19 protein-coding genes are annotated in these 17,545 nt (G+C 69.3%); 14 read left to right on the top strand and 5 right to left on the bottom strand.

Going from position 1 to position 17,545, the window contains the following annotated elements; genetic code table 11:
* The first annotated feature begins 1 nt into the window (after position 1).
* The 9 genes from ACNJ7K_RS02440 to ACNJ7K_RS02400 all read left to right on the top strand — a co-directional run bounded on the left by ACNJ7K_RS02440 (position 2) and on the right by ACNJ7K_RS02400 (position 7,485).
* The gene (locus ACNJ7K_RS02440; protein WP_006550564.1) at positions 2 to 805 is read left to right on the top strand and encodes an LOG family protein; all 804 of its coding nucleotides are present in this window, start codon (positions 2 to 4) and stop codon (positions 803 to 805) included.
* Positions 799 to 1,359: an LOG family protein gene (locus tag ACNJ7K_RS02435; RefSeq protein ID WP_120281869.1), complete on the top strand. Its 561-nt coding sequence runs from the start codon at positions 799 to 801 to the stop codon at positions 1,357 to 1,359. Before ACNJ7K_RS02440 ends, ACNJ7K_RS02435 begins: the two co-directional genes overlap by 7 nt.
* Positions 1,360 to 1,507: 148 nt before the next feature.
* Complete coding sequence (locus ACNJ7K_RS02430) at positions 1,508 to 3,259, top strand: long-chain-acyl-CoA synthetase (RefSeq protein WP_159419299.1); 1,752 nt, start codon at positions 1,508 to 1,510, stop codon at positions 3,257 to 3,259.
* An 18-nt stretch (positions 3,260 to 3,277) separates the two neighbouring features.
* On the top strand, positions 3,278 to 4,198 hold the full coding sequence (gene folP / locus ACNJ7K_RS02425; RefSeq protein ID WP_120281871.1) for a dihydropteroate synthase: 921 nt from the start codon (positions 3,278 to 3,280) through the stop codon (positions 4,196 to 4,198).
* Entirely contained in the window at positions 4,195 to 5,112 is a 918-nt protein-coding gene (locus tag ACNJ7K_RS02420; RefSeq protein WP_159418899.1) for a glucosyl-3-phosphoglycerate synthase, read from the top strand. Before folP ends, ACNJ7K_RS02420 begins: the two co-directional genes overlap by 4 nt.
* Positions 5,113 to 5,169: 57 nt before the next feature.
* Positions 5,170 to 5,565, top strand: coding sequence for a DivIVA domain-containing protein (locus ACNJ7K_RS02415; protein ID WP_159418898.1), 396 nt, complete (start codon positions 5,170 to 5,172; stop codon positions 5,563 to 5,565).
* On the top strand, positions 5,562 to 6,185 hold the full coding sequence (locus ACNJ7K_RS02410) for a DNA-3-methyladenine glycosylase I (RefSeq protein ID WP_174247068.1): 624 nt from the start codon (positions 5,562 to 5,564) through the stop codon (positions 6,183 to 6,185). The genes ACNJ7K_RS02415 and ACNJ7K_RS02410 overlap by 4 nt, the downstream gene beginning before the upstream one ends.
* A 151-nt stretch (positions 6,186 to 6,336) precedes the next feature.
* Positions 6,337 to 6,504, top strand: coding sequence for a DUF3117 domain-containing protein (locus ACNJ7K_RS02405; RefSeq protein WP_006554284.1), 168 nt, complete (start codon positions 6,337 to 6,339; stop codon positions 6,502 to 6,504).
* 84 nt (positions 6,505 to 6,588) lie between these two features.
* Positions 6,589 to 7,485 carry a putative RNA methyltransferase gene (locus ACNJ7K_RS02400; protein WP_487041132.1) on the top strand — a complete coding sequence of 299 codons (897 nt, stop codon included), beginning with the start codon at positions 6,589 to 6,591 and terminating at the stop codon, positions 7,483 to 7,485.
* Here ACNJ7K_RS02400 and glgA read toward each other — a convergent pair.
* Positions 7,472 to 8,644: a glycogen synthase gene (glgA, locus tag ACNJ7K_RS02395; protein ID WP_120284064.1), complete on the bottom strand. Its 1,173-nt coding sequence runs from the start codon at positions 8,642 to 8,644 to the stop codon at positions 7,472 to 7,474. The genes ACNJ7K_RS02400 and glgA overlap by 14 nt on opposite strands.
* A 113-nt stretch (positions 8,645 to 8,757) precedes the next feature.
* Here glgA and glgC point away from each other — a divergent pair, with 113 nt between their 5' ends.
* A complete protein-coding gene (gene glgC / locus ACNJ7K_RS02390) occupies positions 8,758 to 9,972 on the top strand; it encodes a glucose-1-phosphate adenylyltransferase (RefSeq protein WP_037190186.1) in 1,215 nt (404 codons plus the stop codon).
* Between the two features lie 69 nt (positions 9,973 to 10,041).
* Here glgC and ACNJ7K_RS02385 read toward each other — a convergent pair whose 3' ends face one another.
* Positions 10,042 to 10,677: an O-methyltransferase gene (locus tag ACNJ7K_RS02385; RefSeq protein WP_159418896.1), complete on the bottom strand. Its 636-nt coding sequence runs from the start codon at positions 10,675 to 10,677 to the stop codon at positions 10,042 to 10,044.
* 316 nt (positions 10,678 to 10,993) lie between these two features.
* Between ACNJ7K_RS02385 and sigE the strand changes: the two genes are divergently transcribed.
* From sigE to tatB, 4 genes are all read left to right on the top strand, one after another.
* Positions 10,994 to 11,629 (top strand): RNA polymerase sigma factor SigE, encoded by a 636-nt coding sequence (gene sigE / locus ACNJ7K_RS02380; protein ID WP_120281875.1) that lies wholly within the window; start codon positions 10,994 to 10,996, stop codon positions 11,627 to 11,629.
* 16 nt (positions 11,630 to 11,645) lie between these two features.
* Entirely contained in the window at positions 11,646 to 11,978 is a 333-nt protein-coding gene (locus tag ACNJ7K_RS02375) for an anti-sigma factor family protein (RefSeq protein WP_060651698.1), read from the top strand.
* An 82-nt stretch (positions 11,979 to 12,060) separates the two neighbouring features.
* Complete coding sequence (locus tag ACNJ7K_RS02370; RefSeq protein ID WP_487041131.1) at positions 12,061 to 13,662, top strand: S1C family serine protease; 1,602 nt, start codon at positions 12,061 to 12,063, stop codon at positions 13,660 to 13,662.
* A 92-nt stretch (positions 13,663 to 13,754) separates the two neighbouring features.
* Positions 13,755 to 14,159 carry a Sec-independent protein translocase protein TatB gene (tatB, locus tag ACNJ7K_RS02365; RefSeq protein ID WP_487041130.1) on the top strand — a complete coding sequence of 135 codons (405 nt, stop codon included), beginning with the start codon at positions 13,755 to 13,757 and terminating at the stop codon, positions 14,157 to 14,159.
* 62 nt (positions 14,160 to 14,221) lie between these two features.
* Here the strand turns inward: tatB and ACNJ7K_RS02360 are convergent, their stop codons facing one another.
* The 3 genes from ACNJ7K_RS02360 to ACNJ7K_RS02350 form a co-directional block, all read right to left on the bottom strand.
* On the bottom strand, positions 14,222 to 15,355 hold the full coding sequence (locus tag ACNJ7K_RS02360; RefSeq protein ID WP_487041129.1) for an Mrp/NBP35 family ATP-binding protein: 1,134 nt from the start codon (positions 15,353 to 15,355) through the stop codon (positions 14,222 to 14,224).
* 63 nt (positions 15,356 to 15,418) lie between these two features.
* A complete protein-coding gene (locus ACNJ7K_RS02355) occupies positions 15,419 to 16,285 on the bottom strand; it encodes a lytic transglycosylase domain-containing protein (protein ID WP_183070667.1) in 867 nt (288 codons plus the stop codon).
* Between the two features lie 222 nt (positions 16,286 to 16,507).
* On the bottom strand, positions 16,508 to 17,449 hold the full coding sequence (locus tag ACNJ7K_RS02350; RefSeq protein WP_159418894.1) for a lysozyme family protein: 942 nt from the start codon (positions 17,447 to 17,449) through the stop codon (positions 16,508 to 16,510).
* Between the last annotated feature and the right edge of the window lie 96 nt (positions 17,450 to 17,545).

Here is a 17,545-nt window from a genome sequence, read left to right as displayed (position 1 = left end):
CATGTCCGGCGACAACTCCTCCTCCGAACGCGGCTCCCGGCGCGAGGTCGTGCACCAGGGTCCGGTGCAACTGCGTGGTTCTCTCGCCCGCGAGGCGACGACGATGGACCAGCGGCTGCTCGATCGCCGCGGCCCGTCCGACTGGGTGCACACCGATCCGTGGCGTGTACTGCGGATCCAGAGCGAGTTCGTCGAAGGCTTCGGTGCGCTCGCCGAGGTGCCCCGCGCCGTCACCGTCTTCGGATCGGCACGCACCCCGGCCGGTCACGAGGAGTACGAGATCGGCCGCGAGCTCGGCGCCGCACTCGTCCACGCCGGATACGCCGTCGTCACCGGTGGCGGCCCGGGCGCGATGGAGGCGGCCAACCGCGGTGCCAGCGAGGCCGGGGGACTGTCGATCGGACTGGGGATCGAGCTGCCCTTCGAGCAGGGCCTCAACGAGTGGGTCGATCTCGGACTGAACTTCCGGTACTTCTTCGCGCGCAAGACGATGTTCGTGAAGTACTCGCAGGCGTTCGTGTGCCTGCCCGGCGGTTTCGGGACGCTCGACGAGCTGTTCGAGGCACTGACCCTCGTGCAGACCCGCAAGATCACGCAGTTCCCCATCGTGCTGTTCGGTTCGGAGTACTGGAACGGCCTGGTGGGATGGTTGCGCGAGACCCTGGTCCGCGGCGGCAAGATCTCGCCCGCCGATCTCGACCTCCTCTTCGTCACCGACAGCGTCGAGGAGACGGTGGACATCATCCTCGAGGCGCATCGCGGCGAGGACGAGAACGAACTGTACGGAAACGGGAGTGGATGGTGACCGAAGCTCTGTCGGTCTGTGTGTACTGCGCGTCGGGCCCTGTCGACCAGAAGTTCCTCGAACTCGCCGCCGCGGTCGGCACCGAGATCGGCCGACGGGGCTGGCAGCTGGTCTCCGGCGGCGGCAACGTGTCGATGATGGGCGCGGTCGCCGACGCGGCCCGCGCGGCGGGGGCGCACACGATCGGGGTCATTCCCAAGGCGCTCGTGCACCGCGAGGTCGCGGACGTCGACGCCGACGAGCTGATCGTCACCGAGACGATGCGCGAGCGCAAACGCATCATGGAGGACCGCGCCGACGCCTTCCTGACCCTGCCCGGCGGCATCGGAACCCTCGAGGAACTGTTCGAGACGTGGACCGCGGGGTATCTCGGTATGCATGACAAGCCGGTGGTCCTGCTCGATCCCACGGGGCACTTCGACGGCCTGCTCGGCTGGCTCGGATCGATGGTCGACACCGGTTTCGTCGCGCAACGCGCACTCGACGGTCTCGCGGTCACCACCGACCTCGCCGATGCGCTCGACCGGTGCGCTGCGCCGTACGCGGCGGTCTGAGGTGTTCCACTTCGGCGCGCGCTTATCTACTCTTCGGTAAGTTCGGGGGAACGCCATGGGTGTCGCCCGAGCGAGCCCGCCCGTCCCCGACGTCGCCGTGAGGAAATGTGTCGTGACCACTCGATCCGATCGAGACAATGCCCCCGTCGTGTCCCTGCCCGGACTCGTCTCGAAACTGCCCCGGATGGCCCCCGATCTCCCCATCGTGTTGCGCGGAGCAGTCGGGATGACCCGGAAGCCGACCGCCCGCGAGACGATCGGGTCGGTCTTCCAGAAGCTCGCCGAGCGTCACCCGGAGCGGCCCTTCATCCGGTTCGAGGGCGCCACCATCGGGTACGGCGAGGCCAACGCTCGGGTCAACCGGTACGCAGCGGTGCTCGCCGATCGCGGTGTCGGCAAGGGCGACGTCGTCGGCATCCTCATGGGCAACCGGCCCGAGACCCTGCTGGTCGCGCTGGCCGCGGTCAAGCTCGGCGCGGCCGCCGGCATGCTCAACATCAACCAGCGTGGTGAGGTGCTCGAGCACAGCCTGTCGCTGCTCGACAGCGCCGCCCTCGTGATCGGGGAGGAGTGCGAGGAGGCCGTCGACTCCCTCGGCGGCGAACCGCAGGCCCGCACCGTGCTGCGCTTCGACGAACTCGACACCGCCGCCCGCGACGCCGACGCGTCGAATCCCGCCGTCACCGAGGACCTGCGGGCGTCCGAGACGGCCTACTACATCTTCACCTCCGGCACGACAGGACTGCCGAAGGCCAGCCGCATGACGCACTTCCGGTGGCTGAAGTCGATGTCGGGCCTCGGCAGTCTCGGTGTGCGCCTGCGCCGCACCGACGTCCTGTACTCCTGCCTGCCGCTCTACCACAACAACGCTCTGACGGTCGCGTTGTCCTCGGTGCTCGCTGCCGGGGCCACCTTCGGGCTCGGCCGGAAGTTCTCGGCGTCCAACTTCTGGGACGACGCGGAGCGCAACGGCGCCACGGCCTTCATCTACATCGGTGAGATCTGCCGCTACCTGCTCAACCAGCCGCCGCGGGAGGACGACGCCGATCACGGGATCCGCCTGGCCGTCGGCAACGGTCTGCGTGCCGAACTGTGGGACGAGTTCACCGAACGCTTCGGCATCGACCGCGTCGCGGAGTTCTACGGCGCCAGCGAATGCAACATCGCCTTCATCAACGCGCTCGACCAGAAGCGCACCGCCGGCATCTGCCCGCTGCCCTACGCCGTCGTCGACTACGACCCCGATTCCGGGCAGGCGCGCCGCGGTGACGACGGCCGCCTGAAGAAGGTCGGCAAGGGCGAGGTCGGACTGCTCCTCGCGAAGGTCACCTCCCGCGCGCCCTTCGACGGATACACCGATCCCGAGGCCACCGAGAAGAAGTTGCTGCGCGACGCGTTCTCCGACGGCGACGTCTGGTTCGACACCGGCGACCTCGTCCGCGACCAGGGCTGGATGCACGTCGCGTTCGTCGACCGGCTCGGCGACACCTTCCGGTGGAAGGGCGAGAACGTCGCGACCACGCAGGTCGAGGCCGCGGTGTCGTCGCACGAGACGGTCGCCGAGGTCGTCGTCTACGGCGTAGAGGTCGATGGGGCCGACGGCCGCGCCGGGATGGCCGCGATCACCCTGAAGGAGGGCGCCGAGCTCGACGGAGCGGCGCTCGCGAAGTCGCTGCACGACGCGTTGCCGGACTACGCGGTCCCGCTCTTCGTCCGCATCGTCGACGAGCTCGAGTACACGACGACCTTCAAGAGCCGGAAGGTCGATCTGCGCAAGCAGGGCTACTCCGAGACCGGTGAGGACGAGGTGTACGTGCTCGCGAGTCGCAGCGAGGGCTACCGGCCGATCTTCGACGGCTTCGTCGACGGCATCGCGCGGGGAGAATTGCCCGCTCGCTGAGCATGTCAGGATGGGATCATGAGCGGCCCCGCGACCGAAGTCGACGAGCAGACCCCCGTGACCCGTCCCGGTCCGGCACCGTCCACCCTGTGCGGGCGCCCCGTCGCCACCGACCGGGCGCTCGTCATGGCGATCGTCAACCGCACCCCGGACTCGTTCTACGACCGGGGAGCGACCTTCGAGGACGACGCGGCGCTCGCCGCCGTCGACCGCGCGGTGGCCGAGGGTGCCGACCTCGTCGACATCGGCGGGGTGAAGGCCGGGCCGGGTGAGGTCGTCGACAGCGACGAGGAGATCCGGCGCGTCGTGCCGTTCGTCGCCGCCATCCGCGAGCGGTATCCGGATGTGCTCATCAGCGTCGACACCTGGCGCAGCGAGGTCGCGCGTCGCGCCGTGGGCGAGGGCGCCGATCTGATCAACGACACGTGGGCCGGTGCCGATCCCGAACTCGTCGCGGTCGCCGCCGAGCTCGGGGCCGGCATCGTCTGCTCCCACACCGGCGGTGCCGTCCCGCGCACCCGGCCGCACCGCGTGCGGTACACCGACATCGTCGGGGAGGTGGTCGCGGAGGTCGTCGCCGCCGCGGACGCCGCCGCCCGCGCCGGCGTTGCGAGCGACTCGATCCTCATCGATCCGACCCACGATTTCGGAAAGAACACCCATCACGGACTCGCTCTGTTGCGGCACGTGGACGTTCTTGTAAAAACCGGGTGGCCTGTGCTTATGGCGCTGAGCAACAAGGACTTCGTGGGGGAGACTCTGGGAGTCGAACTCGCCGACCGGTTGGAGGGCACATTGGCAGCGACAGCTCTGGCCGCAGCGGCCGGCGCACGGATGTTCCGGGTACACGAGGTGGCAGCCACACGTCGGGTGGTCGACATGGTCGCGGCGATCGCGGGCACACGCCCGCCGGCGCGCACGGTGAGGGGGTTGGCATGAGTGCACCTGTACGCACGTGGAACGAGGCCAACAGCTGGGATCGGCCCGCCTGGGCGATCGACGAGCTGATCGCGGCCAAGGCCGGCCGCACGGTGACCGTGGTGTTGCCCGCCCTCAACGAGGAGGAGACCGTCGCGGGAGTGATCGACACGATCCACCCGCTGCTCGGCGGTCTCGTGGACGAATTGGTGGTCCTCGATTCGGGTTCCACCGACGAGACCGCCTCCCGGGCGCGGGCGGCGGGTGCCCGCGTCATGTCCAGGGAGGAGGCGGTACCGGGCATCGAACCGGTCCCGGGCAAGGGCGAGGTGCTGTGGCGGTCGCTCGCCGCGACCTCCGGCGACCTCATCGCCTTCGTCGACTCCGATCTGATCGATCCCGATCCGGCCTTCGTGCCGAAACTGCTCGGGCCCCTGCTGCTCGGCGACGGTGTGCACCTCGTCAAGGGGTACTACCGGCGTCCCCTGCGCACCGGTGGTGGCGAGGACGCCCACGGTGGTGGCCGCGTCACCGAGCTCGTCGCACGGCCGCTGCTCGCGGCACTGCGACCGGAGCTGACCTGCGTGCTGCAACCGCTCGGCGGTGAATACGCGGGCACGCGGGAACTGCTCGAATCGGTTCCGTTCGCACCGGGTTACGGGGTGGAGATCGGGTTGCTGCTCGACACCTACGACCGGTTCGGTCTCCACGCGATCGCGCAGGTCAACCTCGGGGTCCGCAAGCACCGCAACCGGCCGCTGTCCGAACTCGGGGCGATGAGCCGGCAGATCGTGGGCACGATGCTCTCGCGATGCGGGATCCCCGATTCGGGGGCGCCGCTCACCCAGTTCCTGGTGGAGGGCGACGCGTTCGTCCCGTTCGACACCTCCGTCGATCTCACCGACCGGCCACCGATGGTGACGGTCACCGGCTGAACCGACCGTCCGGCACCGGCCCCGGCCGGTGTCGGACGCTCGTGCCAAGATCGGAGCATGCTCACGGTTCTGCTGTACGTGCTCGTGATGGCGGGCGTCGCCGCCGTGCTGTTCTTCGTCGCGAGCGCCGTCTTCGGCCGGGGCGAGACGTTGGCGCCGCTGCCTCCGGGCACCACCGTCACGGTGCTGCCGGCCACCGACGTCACCGGCACCGACATCCGCGACCTGCGGTTCCAGCAGACCGTGCGGGGTTACAAGATGAGCGAGGTCGACTGGGCGCTCGATCGTCTCGCCCGCGAGGTCGACGAGCTGCGGGTCCGTCTCGCCGACGCCGAGGCCCGCGCGGCGGGAGAGTCGGTCGACGGTGCCGGGCAGGACGTCGGGGCAGAAGAGCTCGAAGAGGAGGACGTTCCGGAGAGCGCATCGTCGGAGTCGACGGGGGAGTCGCGATGACGGCCGACGAGCAAGGACCCGTGGTCGACACCGACGAGCACGCTGCCGTGACCGATGCCGACGACCGCGTGCGGTGCCCGTGGGCGGTCGACGGTCCCGGTTCGTCGCTCTACCGCGACTATCACGATTACGAGTGGGGCCGGCCGCTCCACGGCCGCGACGAGATGTTCGAGCGGCTCTCCCTCGAGGCGTTCCAGTCGGGATTGTCGTGGCTGACGATCCTGCGCAAGCGGGAGGCCTTCCGCGCGGCATTCCAGGGCTTCGACGTCGAGGCGGTCGCCCGCTTCACGGAGGCCGACGTCGAGAGGTTGCTCGCCGACCCCGGCATCGTGCGCAACCGCCGCAAGATCGAGGCGGTGATCGCCAACGCGCGGGCCGTGCTCGAACTGCCCACCGACCTCGACGAGCTGCTGTGGTCGTTCGCACCGCCGCGACGCGCGCGACGGTCGGTAACGGTCGAGGAGATTCCGGCAGTGACGCCGGAGTCCACGGCGATGGCCCGTGAGCTGAAGCGTCACGGCTTCCGGTTTGTGGGCCCTACCACCGCATATGCGCTGATGCAGGCCACCGGGATGGTCGACGATCACCTCGAATCGTGCTGGGTGTCACTCGACCCGTAGAACCCGGAGGAGTCTCTTACCCAGGAGTCAGCTACGCGCACGTATTCCGGATAGGGAAGAATGAGAAGGTGCGCGTCGCCGCGACCGGCGATGCAACCACACGGTAACCCACGCGCCCGGCGGTCGGGTGCAGATTTGGAGGGAGCAGAGGATGGCGGCCATGAAGCCCCGGACCGGGGACGGTCCCCTCGAAGCAACCAAAGAGGGACGAGGAATCGTCATGAGGGTTCCACTCGAGGGCGGCGGACGTCTGGTCGTCGAGCTCACGCCGGAAGAGGCTGCGGCACTCGGCGACGAACTCAAGAGTGTCACCAGCTGATCGGCCCCTCTCAGGGCACTCCGGGCCCCGCGCTTCTCGGCGCGCGGGGCCCGGTGTCGTCCTGAGAACACGATCGGAGGCGCGATGCTCGCCGACGTGATCGACCTTCTCGCGTGCCCTCACTGCGAGTCCGCGCTCGACCTCGACGACAACGTCGTGATGTGCGATCGCGGGCACAGCTTCGACGTCGCACGCCAGGGCTACGTGTCGCTGCTCGCCGGCGGTTCGACGCCGTTCACCGGCGACACCGCCGACATGATCGCCGCCCGCGCCGACTTCCTCGGTGCCGGGCACTACGACCCCATCCGCCGCGCGGTAGCCGACGCCTGCGTCGACACGGCCGATGCGGTGGACACACCCGATTCGGTGGACGCACCCGCCGACGCTGCGATCCTCGAGGTCGGGGCCGGTACGGGGCAGTACCTCGCGTCCGTGCTCGACGCCCTGCCGGCAGCGCGCGGCATCGGACTCGACGTCTCCAAGCCCGCGGTGCGCCGCATCGCCCGCAGCCATCCCCGGACCGGAGCGATCCTCGCCGACGCGTGGCAACGACTGCCCGTGAAGTCGGCCTCGCTCACCCATGTGCTGTCGGTGTTCGCGCCGCGCAACGCCGCCGAGAGCCACCGCGTGCTCGCCCCCGGCGGAACGCTCGTCGTCGCGACACCCACCTCGGAGCATCTGCGCGAACTGGTCGCGCTACCCGGCATGGTGAGCGTGGACGACCGGAAGACCGAGCGGCTCTCGTCCGCCCTGTCGGGACGTTTCGAGCGGGCGGGACGGACGGACGTGCGCTTCACGGCCGCATTCCCGCGCGAGGCGCTCGGCCTCGTCGCGGGGATGGGCCCGTCGGCCCACCACGTGACCTCCGACCGGCGTGCGGAGTTGCTGGCCTCTCTGCCCGACCCGTTCGACGTGACGGTGTCGGTCACCGTCACCACGTGGCGACGGGTCGGGACGGCCGACGAACCTAGCGCGCCGTGATCACCTGCTGGTAGACGGAGACGGTCTGACGGGCGATCTGCGCCCACGAGAACTCGCTGACGGCGCGGTCGCGTCCGGCCCGGCCCCACTGTGCGGCCCGGTCGCGGTCGCGCGCGACGTCGTTGACGGCGTCGGCCAGTGCACGCTCGTAGGTCGCGGTGTCGAACGCGTCGTAGTGCACCAGGCGCCCGGTGATCCCGTCCTGCACCACCTCCGGGATGCCTCCCACGTCGGAGGCCACCACGGCGGTCTCGCAGGCCATCGCCTCGAGGTTGACGATCCCCAGCGGCTCGTACACCGAGGGGCAGACGAAAACCGTTGCCGCCGAGAGAAGTTCGCGGACCGATGCGGTGGGCAGCATCTCGCGCACCCAGTGCACCCCGTCGCGGGCCTCCTGCAGGGCGGCCACCGCGCGTTCGGTCTCGGCGGCGATCTCGGGGGTGTCGGGCGCGCCGGCACACAGGACGAGCTGGATATCGGGATCGAGGTGGTGCGCCGCGGCGATCAGGTGCCCGACGCCCTTCTGCCGGGTGATGCGGCCCACGAACACGACGATCGGGCGGTCCGGATCGAGACCGATGCGGGTGACGACGGACTCGTGGCCCGGCTCGGCCGGACCCGGATGCCAGACGGCGGTGTCGATCCCGTTGCGCACCACGTGGACCCGAGCAGGATCGACGAAGGGGTAGGCGTCGAGCACGTCGAGGCGCATCCCGTCGCTGACCGCGATGATCGCGTCGGCGTACCGGACGGCGTTGCGTTCGGACCAGGAGGAGATGCGGTAACCGCCGCCGAGCTGCTCGGCCTTCCACGGCCGTCGCGGCTCGAGGGAGTGCGCGGTGAGGATGTGCGGGACATCGTGGAGTTCGGCGGCGAGATGACCGGCCAGCCCGGTGTACCAGGTGTGCGAGTGCACCACGTCGACTCCGGCCGCGGCGTGCGCCATGCGCAACCCGGCGGACAGGGTCGTCAGGGCGGGATTGGCGTCGCGCAGTGCCGGGTCGGGGGAGTGCACGAACGCGGTGTCGCGCGGTGCACCCGTGCAGTGCACGTCGACCTCGACCAGTCGACGCAGTTGTTCGACGAGTTCGGTGACGTGGACTCCGGCCCCGCCGTACACCTCAGGCGGATATTCCCGCGTCATCATTGCCACCCTCACCGCCTCAAAGTAGCGGGCCGCGCAGGTTCCGGCCACCCGGCCCCGACACTCCGATCGGCGTCGAGATTCCGCTTCGCTGGCGGTGGCCTGGGTCGGGGGATAGGTTGAAGCGTGTGAGGAGCCAGCCCCATGTGCTTGGAATCGTTCTCGCCGGCGGCGAGGGCAAACGTCTGTATCCGCTGACCGCGGACAGAGCCAAGCCGGCAGTGCCGTTCGGGGGCGCGTACCGCCTCATCGATTTCGTGCTCAGCAATCTCGTGAATGCCGGTTACCTGCGCATCTGCGTTCTCACGCAGTACAAGTCGCACTCCCTCGACCGGCACATCTCGCAGACCTGGCGCCTGTCCGGATTCACCGGTGAGTACATCACCCCGGTGCCGGCCCAGCAGCGACTCGGTCCCCGCTGGTACACCGGCAGCGCCGACGCGATCCTGCAGTCGCTCAACCTGGTCTACGACGAGGATCCCGAGTACATCGTGGTCTTCGGCGCCGACCACGTGTACCGGATGGACCCCGAGCAGATGGTGCGCCAGCACATCGAGTCGGGAGCCGGTGTCACCGTCGCCGGTATCCGCGTCCCGCGGAGCGAAGCCTTCGCGTTCGGCTGCATCGACAGCGACGAGAGCGGCAGGATCACCCAGTTCCTCGAGAAGCCCGCACACCCGCCCGGGACGCCCGACGACCCCAACGTCACGTTCGCGTCCATGGGCAACTACGTCTTCACCACGAAGGTCCTCGTCGAGGCGCTGCGGGCCGACTCGGAGAATCCCGACTCCGACCACGACATGGGCGGCGACATCATCCCCGCGCTCGTCGAGCAGGGCGAGGCCCACGTCTACGACTTCAACGACAACGTCGTCCCGGGCGCGACCGAACGCGACCGTGCCTACTGGCGCGACGTCGGTACGCTCGACGCCTTCTACGACGCCCACATGGACCTCGTGTCGGTCCACCCGATCTTCAATCTCTACAACCGGCGCTGGCCCATCCGCGGTGCCGCCGAGAACCTGCCGCCCGCGAAGTTCGTGCAGGGTGGCCTGGCACAGGAATCGATCGTCGGTGCCGGCAGCATCCTGTCGGCCGCCACGGTCCGCAACTCGGTGCTCAGCTCGAACGTCATGGTCGACGACGGAGCGACCGTCGAGGGCAGCGTGCTCATGCCCGGTGTGCGCATCGGCAAGGGTGCGGTCGTGCGACGAGCGATCCTCGACAAGAACGTCGTCGTCGGCGACGGCGAGATCATCGGCGTCGACCTCGAGCGCGACCGTCAGCGGTTCGCGGTCAGCAACGGTGGTGTCGTCGCCATCGGCAAGGGCATCTGGATCTGAGACTGTGCCTGCCCCGAAGCCGGACGCCGGGGCGCACCGCGCAGATCAGCTGAGGCGCACCGCCGCAGATCAACTGAGGCGCACCGCGCAGAGCAGGCCGTCGCCGAGCGGCAGGACCACCGGGGCGAGGCGCTCGTCGTCGGACACCGCGCGGGTGGCCTCGCGCACCGCGAGCACCGTCGCGTCGCGGGCGGCGGGGTCGGCGACCCGTCCGTCGAGCAGGGCGTTGTGCAGAACGATCACGCCACCGGGCCGGAGCAGACGCACGCCCTCGCGCACGAAGTGCGGATGGTCGGCGGGGGTCGCGTCGACGAAGACCATGTCGTAGCCGGAGTCGGCGAGTCGCGGCAGCACGTCGAGCGCGCGGCCGTTGATGAGCCGGGTGCGCGACGCCACGATGCCGGCCTCGCGGAAGGCGATCTTCGCGGCCCGCTGATGTTCCGGTTCGCTGTCGATCGTGGTGAGCACGCCGTCCTCGCGGAGGCCGTGCAGCAACCACAGCCCGCTCACACCCGCACCGGTCCCGATCTCCACTACCGTCTTCGCGTCGAGCATGCGGGCGAACATCGCGAGGGTGGCTCCGACGGAGGGGGACACCGGGTCGGCGCCCAGATCTTCGGCACGGTCACGCGCCGCGGCGAGCTCGTCGTCCTCGACGACGATGTTCTCGGCGTGGGTCAGGATGCGATCGGCGTTGGTCTGCACCTCACTGAGGCTATCCTCGGCGATTCGTTCGCGCAGGCAGGCGCGCACGGAGTGGTGCCGTCAGTTGTGTGATTTCGGCGGATGAACATGCCCGGACCGGTTTTCTCAGCGACGTTTCAGGTTACTCATACGGCGGCCACATGGCCGCGAGGAAAACTGACACTCGACGAACCGGACGATCGCACCGGTTCACGACTTCGAGGACGCACCGGCCTCGTGGAACGTTCCTGTGAAGGAATATTCCCTGCAGGTCGCGTGTTGTAGGCCCCGAAGCCCGTATGACTGCGGTCCCGACGAGGAGGATCCACCGATCCACATGACCCGATCCCACACCGTTCCCGAGAACGACGCCTCGGCGCTCGACGCTGCCTTCGAGGCGGACCTGAGCGGCACCGCGGCGTTCGATGCCACCGGGGACCGCGCGGCGATGCCGTCGTGGGACGAACTCGTTCGTGAGCACGGCGACCGTGTCTACCGACTCGCCTACCGTCTTTCCGGCAACGCTCAGGACGCGGAGGATCTCACGCAGGAGACCTTCATCCGCGTCTTCCGGTCGTTGCAGAACTATCAGCCCGGCACTTTCGAGGGCTGGTTGCATCGCATCACCACGAACCTCTTCCTGGACATGGTGCGCCGCCGGAACCGCATCCGGATGGAAGCGCTCCCGGAGGACTACGATCGGGTACCGGCCGCAGGGCCGAACCCCGAGGAGATCTACCACGACGCGCGTCTCGGCGCCGACCTGCAGTCCGCTCTGGACTCGCTCGGACCCGAGTACCGTGCCGCGGTGGTGCTCTGTGACATCGAAGGTCTGTCCTACGAGGAGATCGGTGCCACACTGGGGGTGAAACTCGGTACGGTACGTAGTCGTATCCACCGAGGCCGCCAGGCACTCCGCGAGTACCTGCGCGAGCATGGAAAGGTCGAAAACGGTCGCGTCGATGCGGGGTAGCCGCCGGGAGGTAGTGATGACGATGGTGCAACCACCTCGCAGGTTCGGCTCCACTGAACATCTCGCCAGCGAGGCAGTTGCCGCTTTCGTCGACGGCGAACTGCGCATGGCGGCCTACATGCGGGCCGCCCAGCACCTGTCGATGTGTCCGGAGTGTGCCGCCGAGGTCGAAGCCCAGCAGCAGGCCCGCCACGCACTGCGGTCCGCTGCCGATCACGTACCGCGTATGCCGAGTTCACTGCTCGGGACGCTCAGCAACATCCCTTCACACCTGTGCGATCCATCCCCGCACCCGCAGGCAGAGGAAGGCTTCGCCGCGCGCCGCTGGTCGATTCTCCGGCGCCGGTGACCGGACGGGCGGTAACAGGTGATCCGATGCCATCGGTGATACTGGGCTGCGTGACGGACCTAGACGGGGGAGACGGGCACGCGTGACGGCCGAATCTGCGCAGCACACCGAACGACGAGCCGGCGACGATCCTCGTCGCGACGACGAGCTGCCCCATGCCTCATCCGGTAAGGACTCGTCGGGAAGAGGCTCGTCCGGCAACGCCTCGTCGGGTGGGTCCGACGGAGCGATCACGCGCCCTGATGACGCTCCCCGCCTCGAACCCCGGCCCGTCTACCGACCCACCGTCGACCAGGCATCCGCACGGGTCTTCGGACGCCCGCCCGGTGCCGAGGGCTCGTTCGACTCCTCGGTCCATCCCCGCGTCGTCGACCCGCGCGTCCAGCAGGCGCCCCCGGCCGACGCGATCCTGGCCGAGGCCTACGGACGTCCGTCCGACGCCGACGAGACACTCCAGCGTCCTCCCGCTCAGCCCGCAGCCGAGACCGAGGACGACACCGAACCCGATCCGTGGCGCGACCCCGACTCCGCGGTGCGGCTCGGTCCGCCCCTGGCCGGGGAGGCCGAGGAGAAGGAACTTCCCCCGGCCCCCGGACTCACCCTGCGTGAGGTGTTGTTCGACCGCCGCGTCCAACCCCGCGCACTCGCGACCTTGGCCGCGGTGGCCGTCGTGATCGGCATGGTCGGCGGACTCGTCGTCGCGCTCGCGACCGCCGACAACGGTTCGCTGACCAGTCGCGGAGTGACGCTGAGCCAGTCGGGTCCCGACGAGGAACTGCCGACCGGCGCGGTCGCGCGTGTCGCCGACACCGTGCTGCCTGCGGTCGTCTCCATCCAGACCACCGTCGGCGGCGACGCCGGCACCGGCTCGGGCGTGGTGATCGACGGCGCCGGCTACATCGTCACCAACAACCATGTCATCTCGATGGCCGCCGGAAATCCCGACGCGAAGGTGCAGGTCACCTTCGACGACGGCACGAAGGTGCCCGCCTCGATCGTCGGACGCGACATCAAGACCGACCTGGCCGTGCTCGCCGTCGAGAACGTCGACAACCTGGTCGTCGCCGAACTGGGCCGCTCCGAGGACGTCCAGGTGGGCGAGGACGTCGTCGCGGTCGGTTCGCCGCTCGGCCTGAGCAAGACCGTCACCCGCGGCATCGTCAGTGCGCTGCACCGGCCCATGCGGCTCAGCGGGCAAGGCACCGACACCGACGCGGTGATCGACGCCGTCCAGACCGACGCCTCGATCAACCCCGGCAACTCCGGCGGCCCCCTCATCGACATGGAGGGTCGCGTGATCGGCATCAACTCCGCGATCAAGTCGGAGACCGGCGGTTCGGTGGGTCTGGGCTTCGCGATCCCCATCGACGACGTCACCGAGGTGGCGCAGGAGCTGATCCGCACCGGCGAGATGCGGCACCCGGACATCGGCGTGAACGCACGCTCGGTCGTCAACGACGTCGCGAGCGGCGCGGAGGTCGCCAACGTCCGTCAGGACAGCCCGGCCCAGCGCGCAGGCATTGTCGAGGGCGACGTCATCGTCAAGGTCGGCGACCGCGAGGTCACCAGCGCCGACGAGCTCGTCGTGGCTGTCCAGCAGCAGGAGATCGACGAGCCGATCACCGTCCAGCTCGTGCGCAACGGCCGCCTCGTCGACGTCGAGGTCACCCCCGTCTCCGACTGAACGGTCCCTGTCTCGGACCGAACGTCCCAGCCGCGTGATGTGAGCTTCCGCGTAGGTGCTGCGATCCGGACGAGACCACGTACCCTGGATGCGTGTTCGGCAACATCGGTTGGGGCGAGTTCCTGGTACTCATCGTGGCGGCCCTCGTGGTTCTCGGCCCGGAGCGCCTGCCCGGCGCCGTCTCGTGGGTGGCCAAGTCGCTGCGTCAGGTACGCGACTACGCCACGGGTGCGCGCGACCAGCTCAAGGAGGAACTCGGACCGGAGTTCGACGACCTGCGGCAACCCCTGTCCGAGCTGAACCAGCTGCGCGGCATGACACCGCGGGCCGTGATCACCAAGCATCTGCTCGACGGCGACGACTCGGTCCTCACCGGCAACTTCGACAAGCCGTCCTCGGCGGCTCCGGGAACGCCCACCAACGGCGCGACCCGGCCGAACCTGTCGAAGCCGCTCGCCCCGGACGAGAAGCCGCCGATCGATCCCGACGCCACCTGACAGCTTTCCTACGATCGAGCCCCCGCCGTGAAGCACGGCGGGGGCTCGATCGATATCGGTTCTTACAGGTGACGCGTGGTGTCGATTCCCAGCGACATGCCGGCCAGCCCGCGCTTGCGCACCGCCAACTTGTCGGAGACTTCCTTCAGCGCCACCGCGGGCGCCGAGTCGGGCGCCGCGAGGACGATCGGGGTACCGGAGTCGCCGGCCTCGCGCACGGCCGGGTCGAGCGGGATCTGACCGAGCAGCGGCACCGTCGCGCCCACCGCGCGGGTGAGACGCTCGGCGACGGCCTGACCGCCACCGCTGCCGAAGACGTCCATGCGGGTGCCGTCGGGCAGCTCGAGCCACGACATGTTCTCCACCACGCCGGCGATGCGCTGACGCGTCTGCAGCGCGATCGAACCGGCACGCTCGGCGACCTCGGCGGCGGCCTGCTGCGGCGTCGTCACGACGAGGATCTCGGCGTTCGGGATCAGCTGCGCGACGGAGATGGCGACGTCACCCGTGCCGGGCGGCAGGTCGAGGAGCAGGACGTCGAGGTCGCCCCAGAAGACGTCGGCGAGGAACTGCTGCAGCGCGCGGTGCAGCATCGGGCCGCGCCACACCACCGGGGTGTTGCCCTCGGTGAACTGGGCGATGGAGATCATCTTCACGTCGTGCGCGATCGGCGGCATGATCATCCGCTCGACCTGCGTGGGCTTGGCGGACGTGCCGAGCATGCGGGGGATCGAGTGACCGTAGATGTCGGCGTCGAGCACACCCACCGACAGTCCGCGCGCGGCCATCGCTGCGGCGAGGTTGACGGTGACCGACGACTTGCCGACACCACCCTTGCCGGAGGCCACCGCGTAGACACGCGTGAGCGACCCGGGCTGGGCGAACGGGATGACGGGCTCGGTGGAATCGCCGCGCAGCGACTTGCGGAGCTCGGTGCGCTGTTCGTCGCTCATCACGTCGAGGGTCACGCGCACCTCGCCCACACCGGCGACGTCGGCGACGGCCTTGATGACGCGTTCCGAGATCTCGGTGCGCATGGGGCATCCGGCCGTGGTCAGATAGATCGCCACATCGACGCTGCTGTCGGCGCCGATCTCGACGCTCTTGACCATTCCGAGATCGGTGATGGGCTTGCGGATCTCCGGGTCCTGGACCCGTGCGAGCGCACTGCGGACGTCGGACTCACTGACTGCCATGACGCCCATGGTAGGCGGCATGCCGCTCGCTACCGGATACGGGTCGACGACCACCTCCGGTCATCAGTGGATGCGGGGGAGATCCGCGGGGCTCGGGTCGATGCCGGTGGAGTAGGCCGTCGACCAGGCGAGCACGTTCGCCACGTAGGCCATCGAGTTGTTGTAGCGGTGGATCGCCTTCGTCGAGTGCGCGAGGTTGCGCATGTCGAGGCCACCGTCGCACAGGTACTTCGCGGTGGTCAGCGTCGAGTCGTACAGGTTCTGGGGATCGGAGACCCCGTCGCCGTTGCCGTCGCCCGCGTACTGGTTCCACGTGGTGGGGATGAACTGCATCGGCCCGACCGCGCGGTCGTAGACGGTGTCGCCGTCGAGGGCGCCGCCGTCGGTGTCGTGGATGACGGCCTGGCCGGGCAGGCTGCCGTTGAGCGGCAGTCCGATGACGGGCTCGAGCAGGTTGCCTTTGTCGTCGGCGTGACCACCGTTGGCGTGTCCGGACTCGACGCGGCCGATGCCGGCGAGGAGCGTCCAGTGCATGCCGCAGGCGGGATTCTCCTCGGCGAGGACGCGCTCGGCGTTGCGGTAGGCGGCGTAGTTGATCCCGGGGATGCCGAGCGGGCCCTCCTGGAGGACCTCGGGCTCGGGTTCCGGCGCGGGGGCGGCCTTGAAGGTGCGCACGGGTGCCGGTTCGGGCTCGAGCATGATCGTCTGCACGGCGGCGACCGCTTCGGGAACCACGGCGGCGAGGTCGGCCGAGTCGGTCGACGACACCGCCGGCTCGGTCTCGTGGTGAGCTGCACCCATCAGCGCTCGCGGCGACGCACCCGCGGTGGTCGCGGCTGCGGCGACCAGTCCGACCGGAACGAGTCCGGTCATCGCGATGACGGAATTTCGCCGAAGCTTCGAATCCGACGGTTTGGCGTGGCGGCCCAATGGATAACCCTCCCTCGGGTGCCTCGGAACGAGACACCTTCGTTACGTGCCGGGCCGAGGCTACAGCATTCGATGCTTTTCCGTTACTCAAACGTGATGTAACGGGGGTGCAGGCGTACTGCTGTGGCCCATCCGTGCTGGTCCGATGGGTCGGGTGGGGTGAAAGAAAAAGATGACGACACGCGTGTCGCGCGTGTCGTCATGTCGCGTGTGTGCCGGGAGTTACTCGCAGAAGGCGGGCACCAGACAGGGGAGTTCGGGCAACTCCGGCATCGGCGGCGGAGCCGGGATGTTCTGTTCGGGTGCCTGCTGGGCCGGAGTGTCGGCGGGCGCTTGCTGGGCCGGAGTGTCGGTCGGCTGAGGTGTCGACTCCGGGGCGGGCGCGGTGACCGCCGGAGCCGGCGCGGGAGCCGCGACATCCGCGGCGTTCGGAACCGGCCGCGCCGGAATCGGAGCGAGATCGGCGGGAGCCACCTCGGCGGCCTTCGAATACGCACCGGACCAGTGCCGGACGTTCGCCAGATAGTCCGGTGACGGATCGACCGACGCCACCGCCCGCGCCTCACCGTCCGGCTCGCGCAGGTTTCCGCCCTCCGCGCACATCCGGGCACCGGCGGCCAGGGTCGCGTCGAAGATGTTCTGCGGATCGGCGGTGCCGTCCGCGTTGCCGTCGGCGGAATACTGCTCCCACACCGCGGGGGCCAGGCGCATCGGCCCGAGCAGTCCCTCCGGGGTGACGACCGGCGTGGTCAGCGTGCCCAGGATGTCGGTGCGTCCTCCGTCGGCGTGTCCGGAGCTCAGGCGCCCGACGGCCGCGAGCAGGTTCCACGGCAGGCCGCACTCGGGGGAGTCGATGGCCAGCTGCATCTCGGCCGCGCGGTAGGCGTAGAAGACGAGTTCGGGGATCGCGAGTGGCCCGTCGCCGAGAACTGCCGCACCTCCTGCCGCGGCCAGGGCGTCGGGCGGAAGCTGGGCGAGCGGGTCGCTCGGGCTGCGCAGCGGTTGCGCCTCGCGCATCTCGCCGGGAAGCACGCCCACCGCCGGGGTGGCGCTCGGCTCGGTCTCGGCGGACGTCGTCTCCGCCACCACTGTCGCCGACGACGCTGTCGCCGCGAGTCCGGCAGCGACGATCACCGGCATCGCCAGCGCGACCTTCCACCGCACGCGATCACCCTCCTCCGGCCGTCCGTCCGACTGCTGTGACGAAGGTTACAGAAGGATGTCGGGTTGTGTGCAACCGGGCGTGCCGGACAACAGGAC

This window comes from Rhodococcus shunpengi, from assembly GCF_048381395.1.
Taxonomy (GTDB): domain Bacteria; phylum Actinomycetota; class Actinomycetes; order Mycobacteriales; family Mycobacteriaceae; genus Rhodococcus.
Note: the sequence above shows the minus strand (reverse complement) of the source record. Positions and strands in the feature narration are given on the sequence as shown.